The organism is Pseudomonas sp. GT1P32 (genome assembly GCF_054897805.1).
The window spans coordinates 4766825-4785907 of the sequence record NZ_CM142704.1 but is presented as its reverse complement, the minus strand read 5'-3'; the positions used below and the strand labels follow the sequence as shown (position 1 = coordinate 4785907).

Here is a 19083-nt window from a genome sequence, read left to right as displayed (position 1 = left end):
CACGGCCATTTCTGAGTGTTCCAGACGTCAATAGAAGCTCACTTCCCTTTTGATACCTGATTAGCCGCCCGGAGTGCTTCATGCCTGATTACCGCTCGAAAACATCCACCCACGGCCGCAACATGGCCGGTGCCCGCGCATTGTGGCGCGCCACGGGGATGAAAGATGACGACTTCAAAAAGCCGATCATCGCCATTGCCAACTCGTTCACCCAGTTCGTACCGGGCCACGTCCACCTCAAGGACCTGGGCCAACTGGTCGCCCGCGAAATCGAACGCGCCGGCGGTGTCGCCAAAGAATTCAACACCATCGCCGTGGATGACGGCATCGCCATGGGCCACGACGGCATGCTGTATTCGCTGCCGAGTCGCGAGATCATCGCCGACTCCGTCGAGTACATGGTCAACGCCCACTGCGCCGACGCCATCGTCTGCATCTCCAACTGCGACAAGATCACCCCAGGCATGTTGATGGCGTCCCTGCGCCTGAACATCCCGGTGATCTTCGTCTCCGGCGGCCCGATGGAAGCCGGCAAGACCAAACTGGCCAGCCACGGTCTCGACCTCGTCGACGCCATGGTGATCGCCGCCGACTCCAGCGCTTCTGACGAGAAGGTTGCCGAGTACGAGCGTAGCGCCTGCCCTACCTGCGGTTCGTGCTCCGGCATGTTCACCGCCAACTCGATGAACTGCCTGGTTGAAGCGCTGGGCCTGGCCTTGCCGGGCAACGGTTCTACCCTCGCCACCCACAGCGACCGCGAGCAGTTGTTCCTGCACGCCGGCCGCACCATCGTCGAGCTGTGCAAGCGTTACTACACCGACAACGACGAGTCGGTGTTGCCGCGCAACATCGCCAACTTCAAGGCGTTCGAAAACGCCATGACCCTGGACATCGCCATGGGCGGTTCCACCAACACCATCCTGCACTTGCTGGCCGCCGCCCAGGAAGCCGAGATCGATTTCGACCTGCGCGACATCGACCGTCTTTCCCGTCACGTGCCGCAACTGTGCAAAGTCGCGCCGAACATCCAGAAGTACCACATGGAAGACGTGCACCGCGCCGGCGGGATCTTCAGCATCCTCGGTTCGCTGGCCCGTGGCGGCCTGCTGCACACCGACCTGCCGACCGTGCACAGCAAGACCCTGGCCGAAGGCATCGCCAAGTGGGACATCACCCAGACCGACGACGAAGCCGTGCATCACTTCTTCAAGGCCGGCCCGGCGGGCATCCCGACGCAAACCGCGTTCAGCCAGTCGACCCGTTGGGAAACCCTGGACGACGACCGTGAAAACGGCTGCATCCGCAGTGTTGAACACGCTTACTCGAAAGAAGGCGGCCTGGCCGTTCTCTACGGCAACATCGCGCTCGACGGCTGTGTAGTGAAAACCGCGGGCGTCGACGAGTCGATCCACGTGTTCGAAGGCAACGCAAAAATCTTCGAAAGCCAGGACAGCGCCGTACGCGGCATCCTCGCTGACGAAGTGAAGGCCGGCGACATCGTGATCATCCGTTACGAAGGCCCGAAAGGCGGCCCGGGCATGCAGGAAATGCTGTACCCGACGTCGTACCTGAAATCCAAAGGCCTGGGCAAAGCCTGCGCCCTGCTCACCGACGGCCGTTTCTCCGGCGGCACTTCGGGCCTGTCCATCGGCCACGCTTCGCCGGAAGCCGCTGCCGGTGGCGCGATTGGTCTGGTGCAGGACGGCGACAAAGTGCTGATCGACATTCCGAACCGCTCGATCAACCTGTTGGTCAGCGATGAAGAATTGGCCGGCCGCCGCGCCGAGCAGGATCAGAAAGGCTGGAAGCCGGTGGAGAAACGTCCACGTAAAGTGACCACCGCACTGAAAGCCTACGCCCTGCTGGCGACCAGCGCCGACAAGGGTGCCGTGCGTAACAAGGCGATGCTTGACGGGCTGTAAGCGTCAGTCGCCCCCATGAAAATGCCCCGCCAAGTGCGGGGCATTTTTTTGCCAATCGTTAGATCTGCGTTGTATGCAAATCCCTGTAGGAGCCGGCTTGCTGGCGATAGCGGTGGGTCAGCCAGTGACGTTTTCGGCTGGAAGTCCGCCATCGCCAGCAAGCCGGCTCCTACAGTTGATCGGTGTTGCGGTTACTGGATTTCTGCTGGCGTCACGATCACCCAGTTCTTGTCCGCCGTCACTGGCAACCCTTCTTTGGCCTGGGCCGCAGCGTGTTTGGCCATCATGCCGTTAATCTGGGTCATGTATTTGTCCTTGCGGTTGACCCACAAGTGGATGCCGCCCTTGGCCACGTCAACATCGTGGAACAGCATGTAACCGTCGCTGCTCGGGGTGTCGCCGCCGACCAGTACCGGTTTTTTCCATTCATCGATGTAGGTCAGGATCGCCGCGTGTTTACCGGCCATCCAGGTCGCCGGGGTCCACAGGTACGGGGTCAGTTCGAGGCCGAGGTTGGCCTTCTCGTCATACTTGCCAGCGCTGATCTGCTTGCGGGCCGTGGTCAACTCACCGGACTTTTGATCCTTGAGCAGCAGGCTCACGCCGATCACGTTTTGCGGTTTGACGTTGTAACCGTACTTCGGATCGGAGGCGACCATGCGCACCAGCTCTTCAGAAGCGGCGGTCATCACGTAGACCTCGATGCCGTTCTCCATCAGCTTGTTGTACAGCTCGGTTTGACCGGTGAAAACTTTCGGCGGGTTGACGTCGAGCTTCTTGACCACATCGCCTTCGTAATAGGTGGCCGGCACCGGTTTGCCGGACGCCATCAACTCGTCGACATAACCTTTGAGCTCTTGCAGGGTGAAACCGGAGAACACCTGGGCGACCCATGGGTAGCAAACCATGTCGTCGAGTTCGCAGAGGCGGTAGTAGTAGCTGAACAGGCTTTCCTTATGGTCGGCGGTGTCCTTGAACGGAATCAGTTTCAGGGAGGGATCGAGTTTCTCGCGGGTGATCAGGCCCTTGTTTTCCATGAACGGCAGCAGCGACTCTTCGAGGTCGTAGCGGTAACTGGTGTTGTCCATGTCGAACACCGCGTAGTTACCTTTGTTCGCGTTGGCCGCGATCATCGCGTCCAGCGCCTTGGCCTGATCGGCTGGCCAGTGCTTCAAATCCGTAGCGAAGGCCTGGCCGGCGAGGCCAATGCACAGTGCAGCGAGCAGAAATTTCGGTGCGAACTTCATCGATAGATCTCCCTGAATTAAAGACATCGACGCTAACAAATAAGTGTGACAGTCCCCGTCTGTCAGCGACGGCCAACGCACCTATCGCGCCAGCTGCATTCCTTTAAGCGACACCGGCTTATTCCAAAAACGACAGTCATCAGACTTTTTTGATATTAATTCATTGAAAATCAAGCTGTTAGGCTTACCGGTTCGCAGCTGCCCCGGAAGGCAGTTGGCACATGTCTAATGGGAGTTCCAATGAATCTGCCGCTGATTCTCAATCTGCTGGTGTTCCTCGCCCTGCTCGTCGCACTGGCGCAAACCCGTCACACGACGTGGAGTCTGGCGAAAAAAGTCCTGCTCGCCCTGGTGTTGGGCGTGGTGTTCGGTGTCTCGCTGCACACCGTTTACGGTGCCGGAAACCCGGTGCTGAAAGCTTCTATCGGCTGGTTCGATCTGGTGGGCAACGGTTACGTGCAGTTGCTGCAAATGATCGTGATCCCGCTGGTGTTCGCCTCGATCCTCAGCGCCGTGGCCCGTCTGCACAACGCTTCGTCACTGGGCAAAATCAGTTTCCTGACCATCGGCACGCTGCTGTTCACCACCGCCATCGCGGCGCTGATCGGTATCGGTTTGACCAACCTGTTCGGCCTGACCGCTGAAGGCCTGGTCGCCGGCACACAGGAAATGGCCCGTCTGCAAACCATTCAGACCGACTACGCAGGCAAGGTCGCGGACCTGAATGTGCCGCAGCTGCTGCTGTCGTTCATCCCGCAAAACCCGTTCGCCGATCTGGCGCGCGCCAAGCCGACATCGATCATCAGCGTGGTGATATTCGCCGCGTTCCTCGGGGTCGCCGCGCTACAACTGCTGAAGGATGACGTCGAAAAAGGTCAGAAAGTGATCAACGCCATCGACACCCTGCAAGCCTGGGTGATGCGTCTGGTGCGTCTGGTGATGAAGCTGACTCCGTACGGCGTACTGGCGCTGATGACCAAAGTGGTCGCCGGTTCCAACCTGCAAGACATCATCAAACTTGGCAGTTTTGTCGTGGTCTCTTACATAGGCCTGGGCCTGATGTTTGTGGTCCACGGCGTGCTGGTGTCGGTGGCCGGGATCAACCCGCTGCGGTTCTTCCGCAAAATCTGGCCGGTGCTGACGTTTGCTTTCACCAGCCGCTCCAGCGCGGCGACGATTCCGCTGAGCATCGAAGCGCAGACCAGCCGTCTGGGCATTCCGCAATCCATCGCCAGTTTCGCCGCTTCGTTCGGCGCGACCATTGGCCAGAACGGCTGTGCGGGTTTGTATCCGGCGATGTTGGCAGTGATGGTTGCGCCGACCGTGGGCATTAACCCGCTGGACCCGCTGTGGATCGCGACGCTGGTGGCGATTGTGACCTTGAGTTCGGCCGGTGTGGCCGGCGTGGGCGGTGGTGCGACGTTCGCGGCGCTGATCGTGCTGCCGGCGATGGGTTTGCCAGTGTCACTGGTGGCGTTGCTGATTTCGGTTGAGCCGCTGATTGATATGGGGCGTACGGCGTTGAACGTGAGTGGGTCGATCACCGCCGGGGCGATTACCAGCCAGATCATGCAGCAGACCGATAGAACGCTGCTGGATGCGGATGAGCATGCGGAGTTGGCTCACGCTTAAGATTTTCAGTGACTGAGCGGGCCTCTTCGCGGGCAAGCCTCGCTCCTACAGTCTTTGTGTTGATCGCAAATATTGCGTACGACACAACCCTGTAGGAGCGAGGCTTGCCCGCGAAGCTTTTAAGCCTTTTCCCAGACCTCGAAGTTGTACGCCGGCTTGTCGCCTTCCGCCGAGTTCGGTACATCGGACACCAGCTTCCACTCCTTTAAATCAAACTCCGGAAACCACGCATCCCCGTCCGGACTCAACGCCACGCGCGTCAAATACAACCGATCAGCCTGCGCCAACCCTTGCGCATACAACTGCGCGCCGCCAATCAACATCAACTCATCGACGCCCTGCTCTTTCGCCCATTCCTCTGCGCGAACCACGGCAGCCTCCAGCGACGGATAAACCTCCGCACCTTCAAGCAGCAGATCCGCCTGACGGCTGACCACGATGTTCAAGCGGCCCGGCAGCGGGCGACCGAGGGAATCCCAGGTCTTGCGACCCATGATGATCGGCTTGCCCAAGGTGGTGGCCTTGAAGTATTTGAAGTCCCCCGGCAAGTGCCAGGGCATGCTGTTGTCGACGCCGATCACGCGGTTTTCACCGAGGGCTGCGATCAGGCTGAGGGGGAGTGATTTAGTCATGCCGGCGAGGATACCAGAGGCTCGGCTTCTCGCAACGTAGCCCCCCGACAAGCGCCACAGCGGTTATGCTCACAGCTCAATTGAGCGACGGGATGCCGCGTGACTGAACTGAATACCCTCTGGCTGACGGAAACCATTCGCCTGCGTGAAGAATACGCCGGCCCTCTGGATGATCTGGAAGCCAACCGACTGGCTCGCACAGCGGGCGGCGATCTGCCGACACGGATTTCGCGCCGCGCCTTATGGCTGGCCGAGCGCGATGGGCTGACCGAAGCGCTCAGGCATTGGCTGCAAGGTGCGCGACTGGCGCTGCTGGTATTGGCCGCGCTGGCAGTGGTCAGCGGCGCCGGTCTGGCGTTTGCCGCGCTGGGCGACGGACAAACGCCGGTCAATGTGTTTTGGGCCTTGGGCAGCTTGCTCGGGCTGAACCTGATTCTGCTGCTGAGCTGGGCGCTGGGCCTGGTGTTTGCCGGTGATCACGGCGCGACGCTGGGACGCTTGTGGTTGTGGCTCAGCGAAAAACTCGCCCGCGACGCCAAAGCCGCGCAACTGGCGCCCGCCCTGCTGTTGCTGCTGCAACGACAGAAACTCAATCGCTGGGCGCTCGGCGCGCTGGTCAATGGCTTGTGGTTGCTGGCGATGCTCAGCGCGTTGGTGATTCTGCTGATGCTGATGGCAACCCGGCGTTATGGCTTCGTCTGGGAAACCACCATCCTTGGCGGCGACACCTTCGTCGCCATGACCCAGGCTCTGGGCGCCCTGCCGGCGCTGCTGGGTTTCAGCGTGCCCACCGTGGAAATGATCCGCGCCAGTGGCGATGCCGCACTGAACATTGAAAGCGCTCGTCAGGCCTGGGCCGCGTGGCTGGTGGGCGTGTTGCTGGTCTACGGGGTTCTGCCGCGGGTGTTATTGGCGCTGTTGTGCCTGTGGCGCTGGAAAAGTGGCCGCGCCAGGTTGCGTCTGGACCTGAACCTGCCCGGCTACGCGCAACTGCGCGAACGCCTGATGCCGACCAGCGAACGCCTGGGCATCAGCGATGCGGCACCTGCGCAACTTCATCACGTGGAAAGCGGCGTCAGTGAGTTGCAAAGCGACGGCGCGTTGCTGGTGGCCATCGAGCTGGACGATCAACGGCCATGGCCGCCACCGCTGCCGAAAACCGTGAACGACGCAGGCATCCTCGACAGTCGCGAATCGCGCCACAAACTCTTGGAACAGCTCAGCCGTTTCCCCCCGGCCCGTCTGCTCATCGCCTGCGATCCACGGCGTTCGCCGGACCGCGGCAGCCTCGCACTGATCGCCGAACTGGCCCGCAACGCCAGCGCCACCCGCGTCTGGTTGCTGCAAGCGCCGCCCGGCGAAGCGCTGGACGCCGAGCGCCTCGGCGACTGGCACGTGGCGTTGCAGCAACTGAATCTGCCCTTCGCCGATTGCGCGCCGCTGAACTGGCTGGAGACCGGTCATGACTAATCCGTGGAAAGCACCGTTGAAGCTTGCCGTGGTCGGCCACACCAACGTCGGCAAAACCTCGTTGCTGCGCACGTTGACCCGTGATGTCGGTTTCGGCGAAGTCTCCCATCGCCCCAGCACCACGCGGCACGTCGAAGGCGCGCGGTTGTCGGTGGACGGCGAGCCCTTGCTCGACCTGTTCGACACGCCAGGCCTGGAAGACGCCATCGCCCTGCTCGACTACCTCGAACGCCTGGAGCGTCCCGGTGAACGCCTCGACGGTCCGGCGCGACTGGCGCGTTTTCTTGAAGGCAGCGAAGCGCGGCAGCGGTTCGAACAGGAAGCCAAGGTTCTGCGGCAACTGCTCACCTGCGACGCGGGCCTCTATGTGATCGACGCCCGCGAACCGGTGCTGGCCAAGTACCGCGACGAATTGGAAGTGCTGGCCAGCTGCGGTAAACCGTTGCTGCCGGTGCTGAACTTCGTAAGCAGCGCCAACCACCGCGAACCGGATTGGCGTGAAGCGTTGGCACGTCTGGGCTTGCATGCCCTGGTGCGTTTCGACAGCGTGGCACCGCCGGAAGATGGCGAGCGGCGGTTGTATGAAAGCCTCGCGCTGCTGTTGGAAAACTCTCGCGAGCAACTGGAACGTTTGATCGCCGATCAGCAGGCCCAGCGTCTGGCCCGGCAACAAAGCGCGGCGCGGTTGATTGCCGAATTGTTGATCGATTGTGCGGCGTGTCGGCGCAGCGTGGTCAGCGACGCCGAGCAGGAACAACAGGCGATCAGCGAACTGCGCAAAGCCGTTCGCCAACGGGAACAGCGCTGTGTCGAAGCGCTGCTCAAGCTCTACGCCTTCCGCCCGCAGGACGCGGCGGCCAGTGATCTGCCGCTGCTCGATGGCCGTTGGGGCGATGACCTGTTCAACCCGGAAACCCTCAAGCAACTGGGCGTGCGCGTCGGCGGCGGCATCGCGGCGGGTGCGGCCGCCGGGGCCGGGGTGGATCTGCTGGTCGGCGGCTTGACCCTCGGTGCAGCGGCGCTGGCCGGCGCGATTGCCGGCGGCGCCCTGCAAACCGCGCGCAGCTATGGCAGCCGGTTGCTGGGCAAGATCAAAGGTCAGCGTGAATTGACGGTCGATGACAGCGTGTTGCGGTTGTTGGCATTACGGCAGCGGCAGTTGCTTCAGGCTCTGAATGCGCGTGGGCATGCGGCGATGGACAGCATCCAGGTCGCCACGCCACAGGACAAGAGCTGGCGCGAAGGCAAACTGCCCGAAGCCTTGAACAAGGCTCGGGCACATCCGCAATGGTCGTCGCTGAATCCGCACGCGAAGTTGAATCAGGCGGAACGGCAGGAGCAGATCGAGGTGTTGGCGCAGCAGTTGTAGTGGCCTGACCGGTTATCTGTGGTGGTACTGCCGGCCTCTTCGCGAGCAAGCCCGCTCCCACACTAGATCTGCGTCGTACACAAAATCTTCGGCTGCTGAAGATCAAATGTGGGAGCGGGCTTGCTCGCGAAGGCAGCAACGCGGTTTCGAAGCTTTACGCAGCCAACAAGCGCAATGCTTTTTCCTTCAAAAGCCCCAGATCAATCACCGGCACCCACATATCCTTGGCCAGTTCATCCCAGTGCCGCATGCGCAAACTGACGGCGCACAACGGATCCTGTTCGAAAGCCTCAGCCTCGGCCTCGGTCATCACCCCACCCTGATACTCCAAGGTCCGACGGCTGGCCTCACTCAGTCGCTCGTAGTACCCAGGCGTTTTGAGTGTCAGATATCGCTTGGCCTGAACGTGGTATTCCACCAGCCGCGCCACGCGTTCGCTGAAACCTGCGCGACGCAGGTAATCGGCGCCCAGTCGTTCGTGGCTGACCACGCCAAAACCGTCCATGTTCTCGGCGCTCTCGGCGCAGATATGCCCGATATCGTGGAAGAACGCCGCCAGCACCACTTCGTCATCGAAGCCTTCCGCCATGGCCAGTTGTGCAGCCTGGGACATGTGCTCGATCTGCGACACCGGCTCGCCGATGTAATCGCTGTCGCCAAAGCGCTCATACAACCCAAACACCTCGTCGATCACTTTCGCCTTGCGGTCCATCAACGCTCTCCCAATAACGTCGCGACATTACGTTCTGCCATTGCCGGCCCGACACTCATGCCGACGCCAGTGTGCATCAGTGCCACGCTCACGCCCGGCATCGGTCGCAGGAACGAAAACGGCCCTGGCCCTCGGGAACCATAGACACCCTGCCAGCGCTCGACCACTTGCACTTTGCAGCCCAGCGTCTGCTCGGCGAGTTCGATCATCCAGTTATCCACCTGCTCGTCGTTGAACGGAGACGGATCACTGCCGTAGTGGTGGGAATCGCCGATGATCAGTTCGCCGTGAGGTGTCGGGCTGATCAGCAGGTGAATGCCGTTTTCATGCAAGTGCGGTTCTTCGCGCAGGATTTGCGCCTGCACCGCCGCTGCTTCCGGCAGATCGGCGAAGGCGCCGTAATGCACGCAACTCAAACCGGTGAGCAGCGCGTGTTGCAGGTTGAGGTTGATCTGCGGACGGGCGCGAAGCATTTGCAGGCGGCAGATTTGCGGGTTGAGCGCGGCAATCGACTCGGCCAGCAAGGTCTGATAATCGTGACCGGAGCAGACGATGATCTGCTCGGCGTTGAAGGTGCCGGCGGTGCTGTGCAGGCGGCCCGGTTCGATGTCGCGCACGAGGGTGGAGAAGTGAAACTCGACGTTCATTTCGCGGCGCAGGTAATCGATCAACGCCGGGACTGCTTCGCGGGAATACAGTTGCTGATCGTCCATCCCGTGCAGCGCGGCGCGGTGATGGCGGAACTGGCCGCCGTACAGGTCGCGCAATGCGGCACCGCGCAGCAAGTCGACGCGGTAATCGTGTTCCACGGCGCGTCCGGCGCAAAATACTTCCAGCAGGTGTTCTTCGGCTTCGGTGCGGGCAAACAGGTATGAGCCGTTGCGTTTCAGTTGCAGGCCGGCCAGTTGCGCCCACTGGCCCCAAATCTCGCGGCTAGCTTTGGCCAGTTCAAGCATCGGGCCTGGTGGCTGGCCGGTGACGAGAGCCTGGCCGAAGTTGCGCACCGAGGCGCCCAAAGGCGTTTCGCTGCGCTCGAAAACGGTGACTTTGAGACCGCGTCTGGCGGCGGCGTAGGCGTGGGACAGACCGAGGATGCCGGCGCCTACGATCAGCATGTCGTTGGGGTGTGTCATGGAGTTTTGTCCAAAGTTCGAAGCCGCCTTCGCGGGCAAGCCTCGCTCCTACAGGGGTACGCATTTCTCTGTAGGAGCGAGGCTTGCCCGCGAAGGGGCCCGTCAGCCGATGAAAATCTTACTTGGCAACCACTTTCTCGGACTTGCCGTCATAGCGCTTGCGCCACTCGGTCAGGATTTCATCGCGATTCTTCGACGCCCAGGCGAAGTCGTTCTTGATCAGGCGCTGCTCGTAATCCGCTGGCAATTCGGTCTGCGGCTTGGCGATACCCGGCTGAGCGAGGACGGCGAAGTTCTCTTTGTACAGCTCCATCGCTGCAGGGCTGGCCGAGAAGTCAGCCAGTTTCTTCGCCGCGTCTTCATGCGGTGTGCCCTTGATCACAGCCGTCGCTTCGATCTCCCAACCCAGGCCTTCTTTCGGCAGGATGATGTCCAGCGGTGCGCCCTGGCGCTTCAACTGAACAGCCGGGTATTCAAAGGAAATACCAATCGGGAATTCACCCGCCGCTGCCAGTTTGCAAGGCTTGGAACCGGAGTGAACGTACTGGCCGATGTTCTGGTGCAGGTCGTCCATGTACTGCCAGCCCTGCTTCTCGCCGAAGGTTTGCAGCCAGGCGCTGACGTCGAGGAAACCGGTGCCGGACGAGGCCGGGTTCGGCATCACGATTTTGCCTTTGTACTCAGGCTTGGTCAGGTCCTGCCAGCTCACGGGCTTGGTCAAACCCTGCTTCTCGGCTTCGACGGTGTTGAAGCAAATGGTCGCGGCCCACACGTCCATGCCAACCCAGGCTGGCGGGTTGGCGGCGTCGCGGTAGTTGCCGCCGATTTTGCCGAGATCCTTCGGCGCGTAGCTTTGCAGCATGCCTTGCTGATCGAGAATCGCCAGGCTCGACGCGGCCAGGCCCCAGACGGCGTCAGCCTGTGGGCGGGCTTTTTCGGCCAGCAGTTTGGCGGTGATGATGCCGGTGGAATCGCGCACCCACTTGATCTCGACGTCCGGGTTGGCTTTTTCGAAGGCTTCTTTGTAGGTCTTCAGTTGTTCGGCTTCGAGAGCGGTGTACACCGTCAACTCGGTTTTCGCCGCGAAGGCGTTCAGGCTGAAAGCGGTGAGGACAGCAGCGGCCAGGGCCAGGGGCTTGAACATGATCTTTTCCTGTTTTGAGTTGAGGTTGCGGGATTGGAAATCAGTGACCGGGCGCGGTCTGCCGCCAGGCCTGGGAGCGGCGCAGCAAACCGCGCGAGGCCCAGGCCAGCAGCAGGGACACGCCCGCCGAGGTGAACAGAATCAGGGTCGACATCGCCGCCGCGCCGCCGACGTTGCCGGCGTCATCCATGTTCAGCACCGCCACCGCCGCGAGGATGGTGTCGGGGCTGTAGAGGAAGATCGCCGCCGAAACGGTGGTCATGGCCGAGACGAACAGGTAGCGCACGATGTCCAGCAGCGCCGGCAGGCAGATCGGCACGGTGACCCGCAGGTAATGCCGGTACAGCGGCGCCTTGAGCGACAGCGCGGCGGCTTCGAACTCGGCGTCGAGTTGGCGCAGCGCCGTGGTCGCGGTCATTTGCGCGGTGGTCAAATAGTGAGCAATGGTGCAGACCACCAGCAGGGTCATGGTCCCGTAGAGCACATGCAGCGGGTTGTCGCTGAGGTTGAAGAAGAAGACATAACCCAAGCCCAGCACCAGACCCGGCACCGCCATCGGTACGAAACTGAGCATGCGCAATGTCAGATTCAGTCCGCGCTGGCCCTTGGTTTTTTCCATCAGGTAGGCGCCGGTGAAGATCAGCACGCTGCCGATCAACGCCGTGCACAAGGCCATCTTCACGCTGTTGCCGTAGGCCAGCCAACCGCCGCCCGCCGTATCGTTGAACTGGTAATGGTTGAGCGACAGCGACAGGTTGTACGGCCAGAATTTCACCAGTGACGAGAACACCGCCATGCCGAACACCAGCAGCAACACCGCGCAGATCAGCAACACGATGGCCAGGTAGCAGCCGTCGCGCAGTTTCGACGGTGCCGGTTGGAAGACCTGCGCCCGACCACTCATGGAATCGCCGTGACGCCGACGCAACCACGCATCGACCCCGAAGCTGAATAGCGCCGGCAGCAGCAGGACCATGCCGATCAACGCACCGCGACCGAATTGTTGCTGACCGACCACGGCTTTGTAGGCTTCCAGCGCCAGCACCTGATAGTCGCCACCGACCACCACGGGCACGCCGAAGTCAGTGATGGTCAGGGTGAAAACGAGGCAGAACGCGGCGAACACCGCCTGACGCGTCGCCGGCCAGGTGATGCTGCGGAAGGCTTTCGCCGGACTGGCGCCCATGCTGGAGGCGGCATCGAAGAGTCGCGCATCCGCCAGAGACAGGGCTGACAGCAGAATCATCAAGGCGTGTGGGAAGGTGTAGATGACCTCACCGAGAACAATGCCCCAAAAGCCGTAGATATTGTCCGAGAGCAAACCGCGCAACATGCCTTGGTTACCGAACAGATAAACCAGCGCAATGCCGGGGAGCATCGACGGCGCCATCAGCGGCAACAACGACATCCCGCGCCAGATACCTTTGCCCGGAATCAGGGTGCGTTGCAGCGCGTAGGCAAACAGGTAGGCCAGCGGTACGACAATCGTCGCGACGCTGAGGGACACTTTCAGGCTATTGCCGAGCAACCAGTGGAAATTCGCACTGGTGACCAGTTCACGGGCAGCCACCAGACCACCGCCCTGCCCGGCCTCCGAACTGAAGCCACGCCAGAAGATCGCCAGCAACGGCATCAACACCGCGACGCCGAGCAACACCAGCAAAAGGACTTTGCCGCCGACCACGAACACCCGGTCGCCGATCTCGGCACGGGAGGTCTGCCGAACCTGCTTGTGCGGTATCGGCAGCGCGATGTTCGCGCTCATCAGGCAAACACCTGCAGGCTGCGCGGTGGCAAGGCGACCATGATCTGCTGCGCGCCGAGGCGCGGCATGGCTTCCGGTGCCAGTTCTGCCAGCAGTGCGTGGCCCGGCAGTTGATCGAGTTCGAAGCTCATGCGGCAGCGGTTGCCGAGGAAAGTGATTTCGCGAACCTTGGCCGGGAACAGGTTTTCTTCATGCACCAGCGGGTTGACGTTGATCGCTTCCGGGCGGCAGAACAGACGGCCCGATGTCGTTTTAGCGCTGCCATCCGCCAGGCGCATGCTCATCCCGCCGACCTGGGCGTGGCTGTCACTGCTGCGGCTGAACGGCAGCCAGTTGCCCTGGCCGACAAACTCCGCCACGAACGGCGTGGCTGGGCGGTCGTAGATTTCCTGCGGCGTGGCGTACTGCTCGACCTTGCCGTTGTTCATCACGGCGATACGGTCGGCCATCAGCATGGCCTCGTCCTGATTGTGGGTGACCATCAGCGTGGTGATGCCGAGGTTGCGTTGCAGTTGGCGCAGCTCGGTGCACAGGTGCTCGCGGACTCGGGCGTCGAGCGCCGACATCGGTTCGTCCAGCAGCAACAGGGACGGGGCTGGCGCCAGGGCGCGGGCCAGTGCCACACGTTGCTGCTGACCGCCGGACAATTGGCCGGGGTACTTTTTCTCACTGCCGGTCAGGCCGACCAGTTCCAGCATCTGACCGACGCGCTTGCGCACTTCATCGCGACCGCTGCCAGCGAGGCCGTAGGCAATGTTCGCTTCGACGGTGAGATTGGGGAACAACGCGTAGGACTGAAACAGAATGCCGTAGTCCCGCGCCTGGGGTGCCAGGTGCGAAACGTCGCGATCACCGAGGTACAACTCGCCGCTGTCCTGTTTCTCCAGACCGGCGATGCAACGCAGCAAGGTGGTTTTGCCGCAACCCGACGGCCCCAGCAGACACACCAGTTCACCGGCCGCCACGTCGAGGGAAACGTTATCCAGCGCAGTGAAAGCGCCGAAGCGTTTCTGCACGCCGCGCACCTTCATCGGGGCGCCGGGGTTGGTCAGGGCAGTTGCGATCGAGTGGTTCATGGACGGGCCTCATCAAGCAGATGAAGGCCATCCTAGGGATGTAATGCGTCCGTCATGTGGCAGTGAGGCCAAAACGGCTGATAGTGGTATTCAAGGATTTGGGTTGGGGTTAATGGTGACTGGTCTGGCGCCTTCGCGGGCAAGTCGGATCGCCGCACCGCTCGCTCCTACAGAGAAATGCGTTCCCCTGTAGGAGCGAGGCTTGCCCGCGAAGAGGCCAGCACAGTCACCGCAAAACTCAGGCCGGGGCCATTTCCTGCGCCAACCCCAGAAACGCCGCCGGCAACCGCGCGCCTTTTCGTTCCTTAAGGCAGTACAAATACTCGGGAATCTGCGGCGCATTCTCGATGGTCAGCACGCGCAATTGCGGATCATGCGGCACTTCCTGCCGAGCGATGATGCTGATGCCAATGTTGCGCAGCACCGCTTCGCGGATCGATTCACGGCTGCCGATCTCCAGCAACGGGCCGAAACTTACTCCGGCGCTGGCCAGCAATTCTTCGGTCAGACGCCGAGTGGTCGAGCCTGACTCGCGCATCAACAACGTATGCCCGGCCAACGCGCTGAGCGGCACATGATCGTGCACCGCCAACGGATGATTGCGATGCACCGCCAACACCAGCGGATCGCTGCCGAGCACCCGCCGAATCAGTCGCGCATCATCGAGCAGTTGCGAGGACGCGGCGACATCCACCCGGTAATCCTCCAACGCTTCCAGCACCTGCTGGGAGTTGCCGATCTCCACCGACACTTCCACCTGCGGCAAGCGCTCGCGGAAGGTCTTCACCAGATCGAGGATGTAATACGGCGCCGTGGCGGCGATGCGCAAAGTGCCCTGGACCTGGCCGCTGTTACGCAGGAAAAACTCGATGTCGGCTTCCTGCTGCAACAGCGTCTTGACCATCGGCAGCAGCCGCGCACCTTCATCACTGACGCTGAGGCGGCGACCGCCACGGTAGAACAGTTCAACCGAGTACTGGCTTTCCAGGTTGCGGATTTGCGTGGTCACGGTGGGCTGGCTCAGGCCGAGCTTTTTCGCCGCCAGGGTAATGCTGCCCAGGCGGGCCACCATGTAAAACGCCTTCAGCTCGGCACTCAGCACACCCGCTCCTCATCATTTATTTGCGCAACAGGCGCAAACCGTTGAACACCACCAACAGGCTCACGCCCATGTCGGCGAACACCGCCATCCACATGGTGGCGATCCCGGCGAAGGTTACCCCAAGAAAGATAGCCTTGATGACCAAAGCGAGGGCGATGTTCTGTTTGAGGATGCTCGACGTCTGCCGCGACAGGCGGATGAACGCGGGGATTTTGCGCAGATCGTCGTCCATCAGGGCGACATCGGCGGTTTCGATGGCGGTATCGGTGCCGGCGGCAGCCATCGCAAAACCGATCTCGGCCCGGGCCAGTGCCGGGGCATCGTTGATGCCGTCACCGACCATGCCGACGCTATGGCCCTGTGCATAAAGGGCTTCGATGGCTTGCAGTTTATCGGTCGGCAGCAGATCGCCCTTGGCTTCGTCGATGCCGACTTGTGCGGCAATCGCCTGGGCGGTGTGGACGTTGTCGCCAGTGAGCATCAGGGTTTTGATGCCCAGGTCGTGCAGTTGCTGGATCGCTTCGCGGCTGGACTCCTTGACCGTATCGGCCACGGCGAACAGCGCCAGCGGGCCGGATTTGTCGAGCAGCAGCACCACGGACTTGCCCTGCTTCTCCAGCGCAAACAGCTTTTCTTCCAGGGCGGGCGAACACAGGTTCAGCTCTTCGACCAAACGGTGGTTGCCCAAGTGGTAGACCTGACCGTTGATTTCACCGCGCACCCCGCGTCCGGCCAGGGCTTCGAAGTTATCCACAATGAGCGAGACGAATGATTTATCCACAGCTGCATTGGCGATGGCCAGCGACACCGGGTGGTCCGAGCGCCCGGCCAATGCCGCCGCAATTCCCGGCGCCGAGGCATCAGCGGTTGGGTCAAGCGACAGGTAATCGGTCTGCACCGGTTTGCCGTGGGTGATCGTGCCGGTCTTGTCCAGCGCCAGGTAATCGAGCTTGTAACCGCCCTCCAGATAAACGCCGCCCTTGACCAGAATCCCTTTGCGCGCGGCCGCCGCGAGGCCGCTGACGATGGTCACTGGCGTAGAGATCACCAGCGCACACGGGCAAGCGACCACCAGCAATACCAACGCGCGATAGATCCAGTCGAACCAGACGGCGCCCATGAACAGCGGCGGAATTACCGCAACGGCCAGAGCCAGGGCGAATACGGCCGGAGTGTAGATTTTTGAAAACTGGTCAACGAAACGCTGAGTCGGTGCCCGTGCGCCTTGCGCCTGTTCGACGGCGTGGATGATCCGCGCCAGGGTCGAATTGTTGGCGGCGGCGGTGACGGAATACTCCAGAGAACCCGCCTGATTGATGGTCCCGGCGAAAACCTTGTCGCCAAGCGTCTTCTCGACCGGCAGGCTTTCACCCGTGATCGGTGCCTGATCGATGGTCGAACTGCCCGACACCACTTCACCGTCCAGGCCAATCCGCTCGCCGGGCCGCACGCGCACCCGAGCGCCCAGTTCGATGGTTTTGACGTCCTGCAAAACCCAGCTGCCGTCGGCCTGCAACACCGTGGCCTGTTCCGGGGTCATCTGCATCAAACCGCTGATGGCATTGCGCGCACGGTCCAGGGACTTGGCCTCGATCAACTCGGCCACGGTGAACAGGAACATCACCATTGCCGCTTCCGGCCACTGCCCGATCAGGATCGCGCCGGTCACCGCGATGCTCATCAGCGCGTTGATGTTGAGGTTGAGGTTTTTCAGGGCGATCCAGCCCTTCTTGTAAGTGCTGAGGCCGCCGCTGAGGATCGAGACCAGCGCGATAACCGCCACGGCCCAGTTGGGCGCTGCGTCGGTGAAGTGGATCACTTCGGCAGCGAGCGCAGTCACGCCGGACAGTGCCAGTGGCCACCACGGTTTTTTCTCAGGCGCCGGCGCGGGTGCTTCGACGCCCTGCTCCAGCGGCTCGGCAACCATGCCCAGCGACTTGATCGCGTCGATGATCGGCGCGGTGCTTGGCAAGTCGTGAGTGACGCCCAGCACGCGGTTGATCAGGTTGAACTCCAGCTGCTGCACACCGGTGAGCTTGCCGAGTTTGTTCTGGATCAGCGTCTGCTCGGTCGGGCAGTCCATCGCGTCGATGCGGAAACTGCTCAACCGCGCGTTGGCGGTGGACGTTTCGCTGAGCTTGATCAGCGACGGCGCCGCCGCTTTGGAAGAACAGCAGGAATCCCCGTGACCGCCATGGTCATGTTTCTGTACAGGCTGCAGTTTGTGGCTGTGACCAGCCTCGTGTGTGTGATCGTGTCGGGAATCGCTCATTAGGTCGCGTCCATAAGGTGCCTGTTGCCAAGTAAAGACCCTGTAGCCACTATAGGGTCAAGCACCCTTTTGGAGATTGCCGTCATGAAGATCGGAGAACTGGCCAGACTCACCGACTGCGCCGTGGAAACCATTCGCTACTACGAGCGCGAAAACCTGCTGCCGGAACCGGCCCGCAGCGACGGCAACTACCGCGTCTACACCCAGGCCCACGCCGAGCGCCTGACCTTCATCCGCAACTGCCGCACCCTCGACATGACGCTCGAGGAAATCCGCAGCCTGCTGGCCTTGCGCGACAGTCCGCAGGATCAGTGTGAAAGCGTGAATGCGCTGATCGACGAGCACATTCATCACGTGAAAGCGCGGATCGACGGGTTGCTGGCGTTACAGGCACAACTGCTCGACCTGCGCCAACGCTGTGGCGAAGGGCCGGATATCGATCAATGCGGGATTTTGCAGCGGTTGGAAGTGAGTGGCGGGGTTGTGGCCACGGAGGTTGAGCATTCGCATGTCGGCCGCAGTCATGGGCATTGAGGGCCTCTTCGCGGGCAAGCCTCGCTCCTACAGGTCCAGTGTAAATCTGTAGGAGCGAGGCTTGCCCGCGAACAGCGCGAAGCGGTGCCAGACTTAGACCGCCATTGGCGCCGTCATCGGCGCATGGTGCTGATAACCCTCAAGCGAAAAATCACCCGGCTCGATCAACTCCAGCCACTCCGGCTGATACACGCCCGTCTTGGCAAACTCCGGCACACGATCACTGATCACCAGTTTCGGCATCGGGAACGGCTCGCGCTTGAGCTGTTCGTTCAGCATGTCCAGATGGTTCTCGTAGATGTGCGCGTCACCGATGAAATAGGTGAACCAGCGCGGCGTATAACCGGTCAGGCGACCGATCAGGCTCAGCAGCGCGGCGCCTTCGGTGAGGTTGAACGGTGTGCCCAGGCCCAGGTCGTTGGAGCGGATGTAGAGGGTCAGGGAAATTTCCTTGGTCTCGACATTCGGGTGGAACTGGTACAGCAGGTGGCACGGCGGCAGGGCCATTTCATCAAGCTGCGCGACGTTCCAGCCGTGGAACAGGATGCGGCGGCTGCCCGGGTCCTTGATGATGGTGTCGACGCACTGGCGGATCTGGTCGATCGCCTTGTACAGCACGACGTAAGCCTGACCGTCTTCTTCGCCTTCAGCGATCTGGCGGTAGCCTTGCTTCAGGGTCTGCTCGATGGCGGCCTGGTTGCTGACCGGGATCTGTTTGTACGCCGGCCATTTGCGCCATTGCACGCCGTAGATCTCGCCGAGGTCGTCTTCACCCTGGCGGAACGGGTTGGCCAGCCATTGCGCGTTTTCGTTGGCGTTCTGGTCCCAGACCTTGCAGCCCAGCGCACGGAATTCGGCGGCGTTGTTCACCCCACGCAGAAAACCGCACATCTCGCCGATGGCCGATTTGAAGGCCATCTTGCGCGTGGTGATCGCCGGAAAACCTTCTTGCAGGTCGTAGCGCAGCATCGCGCCCGGAAAGGTGATGGTGTTCACGCCGGTGCGGTTGGCCTGTTTGGTGCCGTTCTTGATGACGTGGGCGACCAGTTCGAGATATTGCTTCATGAGTTACC

The 19083-nt window shown here is 61.6% G+C and carries 15 protein-coding genes; 5 read left to right on the top strand and 10 right to left on the bottom strand.

Annotation, left to right across the window (positions count from 1 at the left end; translation table 11 throughout):
• Positions 1–80: 80 nt before the first annotated feature.
• The gene (ilvD, locus tag ACYZUC_RS21885; protein ID WP_461990334.1) at positions 81–1922 is read left to right on the top strand and encodes a dihydroxy-acid dehydratase; all 1842 of its coding nucleotides are present in this window, start codon (positions 81–83) and stop codon (positions 1920–1922) included.
• 191 nt (positions 1923–2113) lie between these two features.
• Here ilvD and ACYZUC_RS21880 read toward each other — a convergent pair whose 3' ends face one another.
• Positions 2114–3169 carry an HAD family hydrolase gene (locus ACYZUC_RS21880; RefSeq protein WP_461990332.1) on the bottom strand — a complete coding sequence of 352 codons (1056 nt, stop codon included), beginning with the start codon at positions 3167–3169 and terminating at the stop codon, positions 2114–2116.
• 240 nt (positions 3170–3409) lie between these two features.
• On the opposite strand from ACYZUC_RS21880, the gene ACYZUC_RS21875 reads away from it, so the two are divergent.
• A complete protein-coding gene (locus ACYZUC_RS21875) occupies positions 3410–4801 on the top strand; it encodes an L-cystine transporter (protein ID WP_461990330.1) in 1392 nt (463 codons plus the stop codon).
• A gap of 119 nt (positions 4802–4920) precedes the next feature.
• On the opposite strand, the gene ACYZUC_RS21870 is transcribed toward ACYZUC_RS21875, so the two are convergent.
• Complete coding sequence (locus ACYZUC_RS21870; RefSeq protein ID WP_461990328.1) at positions 4921–5433, bottom strand: dihydrofolate reductase; 513 nt, start codon at positions 5431–5433, stop codon at positions 4921–4923.
• A 99-nt stretch (positions 5434–5532) separates the two neighbouring features.
• On the opposite strand from ACYZUC_RS21870, the gene ACYZUC_RS21865 reads away from it, so the two are divergent.
• Both ACYZUC_RS21865 and ACYZUC_RS21860 read left to right on the top strand, forming a co-directional pair.
• A complete protein-coding gene (locus ACYZUC_RS21865; RefSeq protein ID WP_461990326.1) occupies positions 5533–6903 on the top strand; it encodes a DUF2868 domain-containing protein in 1371 nt (456 codons plus the stop codon).
• Positions 6896–8272 carry a GTPase/DUF3482 domain-containing protein gene (locus ACYZUC_RS21860; RefSeq protein ID WP_253405360.1) on the top strand — a complete coding sequence of 459 codons (1377 nt, stop codon included), beginning with the start codon at positions 6896–6898 and terminating at the stop codon, positions 8270–8272. The genes ACYZUC_RS21865 and ACYZUC_RS21860 overlap by 8 nt, the downstream gene beginning before the upstream one ends.
• Positions 8273–8426: 154 nt before the next feature.
• Here the strand turns inward: ACYZUC_RS21860 and ACYZUC_RS21855 are convergent, their stop codons facing one another.
• The 7 genes from ACYZUC_RS21855 to ACYZUC_RS21825 all read right to left on the bottom strand — a co-directional run bounded on the left by ACYZUC_RS21855 (position 8427) and on the right by ACYZUC_RS21825 (position 17476).
• Entirely contained in the window at positions 8427–8984 is a 558-nt protein-coding gene (locus ACYZUC_RS21855; protein ID WP_461990324.1) for a phosphonate degradation HD-domain oxygenase, read from the bottom strand.
• Positions 8984–10117, bottom strand: a complete 1134-nt coding sequence (locus ACYZUC_RS21850) for a TIGR03364 family FAD-dependent oxidoreductase (protein WP_461990322.1) — start codon at positions 10115–10117, stop codon at positions 8984–8986. The genes ACYZUC_RS21855 and ACYZUC_RS21850 overlap by 1 nt, the downstream gene beginning before the upstream one ends.
• A gap of 118 nt (positions 10118–10235) precedes the next feature.
• Positions 10236–11261, bottom strand: a complete 1026-nt coding sequence (locus tag ACYZUC_RS21845) for a putative 2-aminoethylphosphonate ABC transporter substrate-binding protein (RefSeq protein WP_461990320.1) — start codon at positions 11259–11261, stop codon at positions 10236–10238.
• A gap of 40 nt (positions 11262–11301) precedes the next feature.
• On the bottom strand, positions 11302–13026 hold the full coding sequence (locus ACYZUC_RS21840; protein ID WP_461990318.1) for a putative 2-aminoethylphosphonate ABC transporter permease subunit: 1725 nt from the start codon (positions 13024–13026) through the stop codon (positions 11302–11304).
• Positions 13026–14102 carry a putative 2-aminoethylphosphonate ABC transporter ATP-binding protein gene (locus tag ACYZUC_RS21835; RefSeq protein ID WP_461990316.1) on the bottom strand — a complete coding sequence of 359 codons (1077 nt, stop codon included), beginning with the start codon at positions 14100–14102 and terminating at the stop codon, positions 13026–13028. Before ACYZUC_RS21835 ends, ACYZUC_RS21840 begins: the two co-directional genes overlap by 1 nt.
• Positions 14103–14340: 238 nt before the next feature.
• Positions 14341–15204: a LysR family transcriptional regulator gene (locus ACYZUC_RS21830; RefSeq protein ID WP_008026094.1), complete on the bottom strand. Its 864-nt coding sequence runs from the start codon at positions 15202–15204 to the stop codon at positions 14341–14343.
• Positions 15205–15220: 16 nt separating this feature from the next.
• Positions 15221–17476, bottom strand: a complete 2256-nt coding sequence (locus ACYZUC_RS21825) for a heavy metal translocating P-type ATPase (RefSeq protein ID WP_461990314.1) — start codon at positions 17474–17476, stop codon at positions 15221–15223.
• 84 nt (positions 17477–17560) lie between these two features.
• Between ACYZUC_RS21825 and cadR the strand changes: the two genes are divergently transcribed.
• On the top strand, positions 17561–18010 hold the full coding sequence (gene cadR, locus ACYZUC_RS21820) for a Cd(II)/Pb(II)-responsive transcriptional regulator (RefSeq protein WP_008040770.1): 450 nt from the start codon (positions 17561–17563) through the stop codon (positions 18008–18010).
• A gap of 93 nt (positions 18011–18103) precedes the next feature.
• On the opposite strand, the gene ACYZUC_RS21815 is transcribed toward cadR, so the two are convergent.
• Positions 18104–19075, bottom strand: a complete 972-nt coding sequence (locus tag ACYZUC_RS21815; RefSeq protein WP_461990312.1) for a thymidylate synthase — start codon at positions 19073–19075, stop codon at positions 18104–18106.
• Positions 19076–19083: the final 8 nt, after the last annotated feature.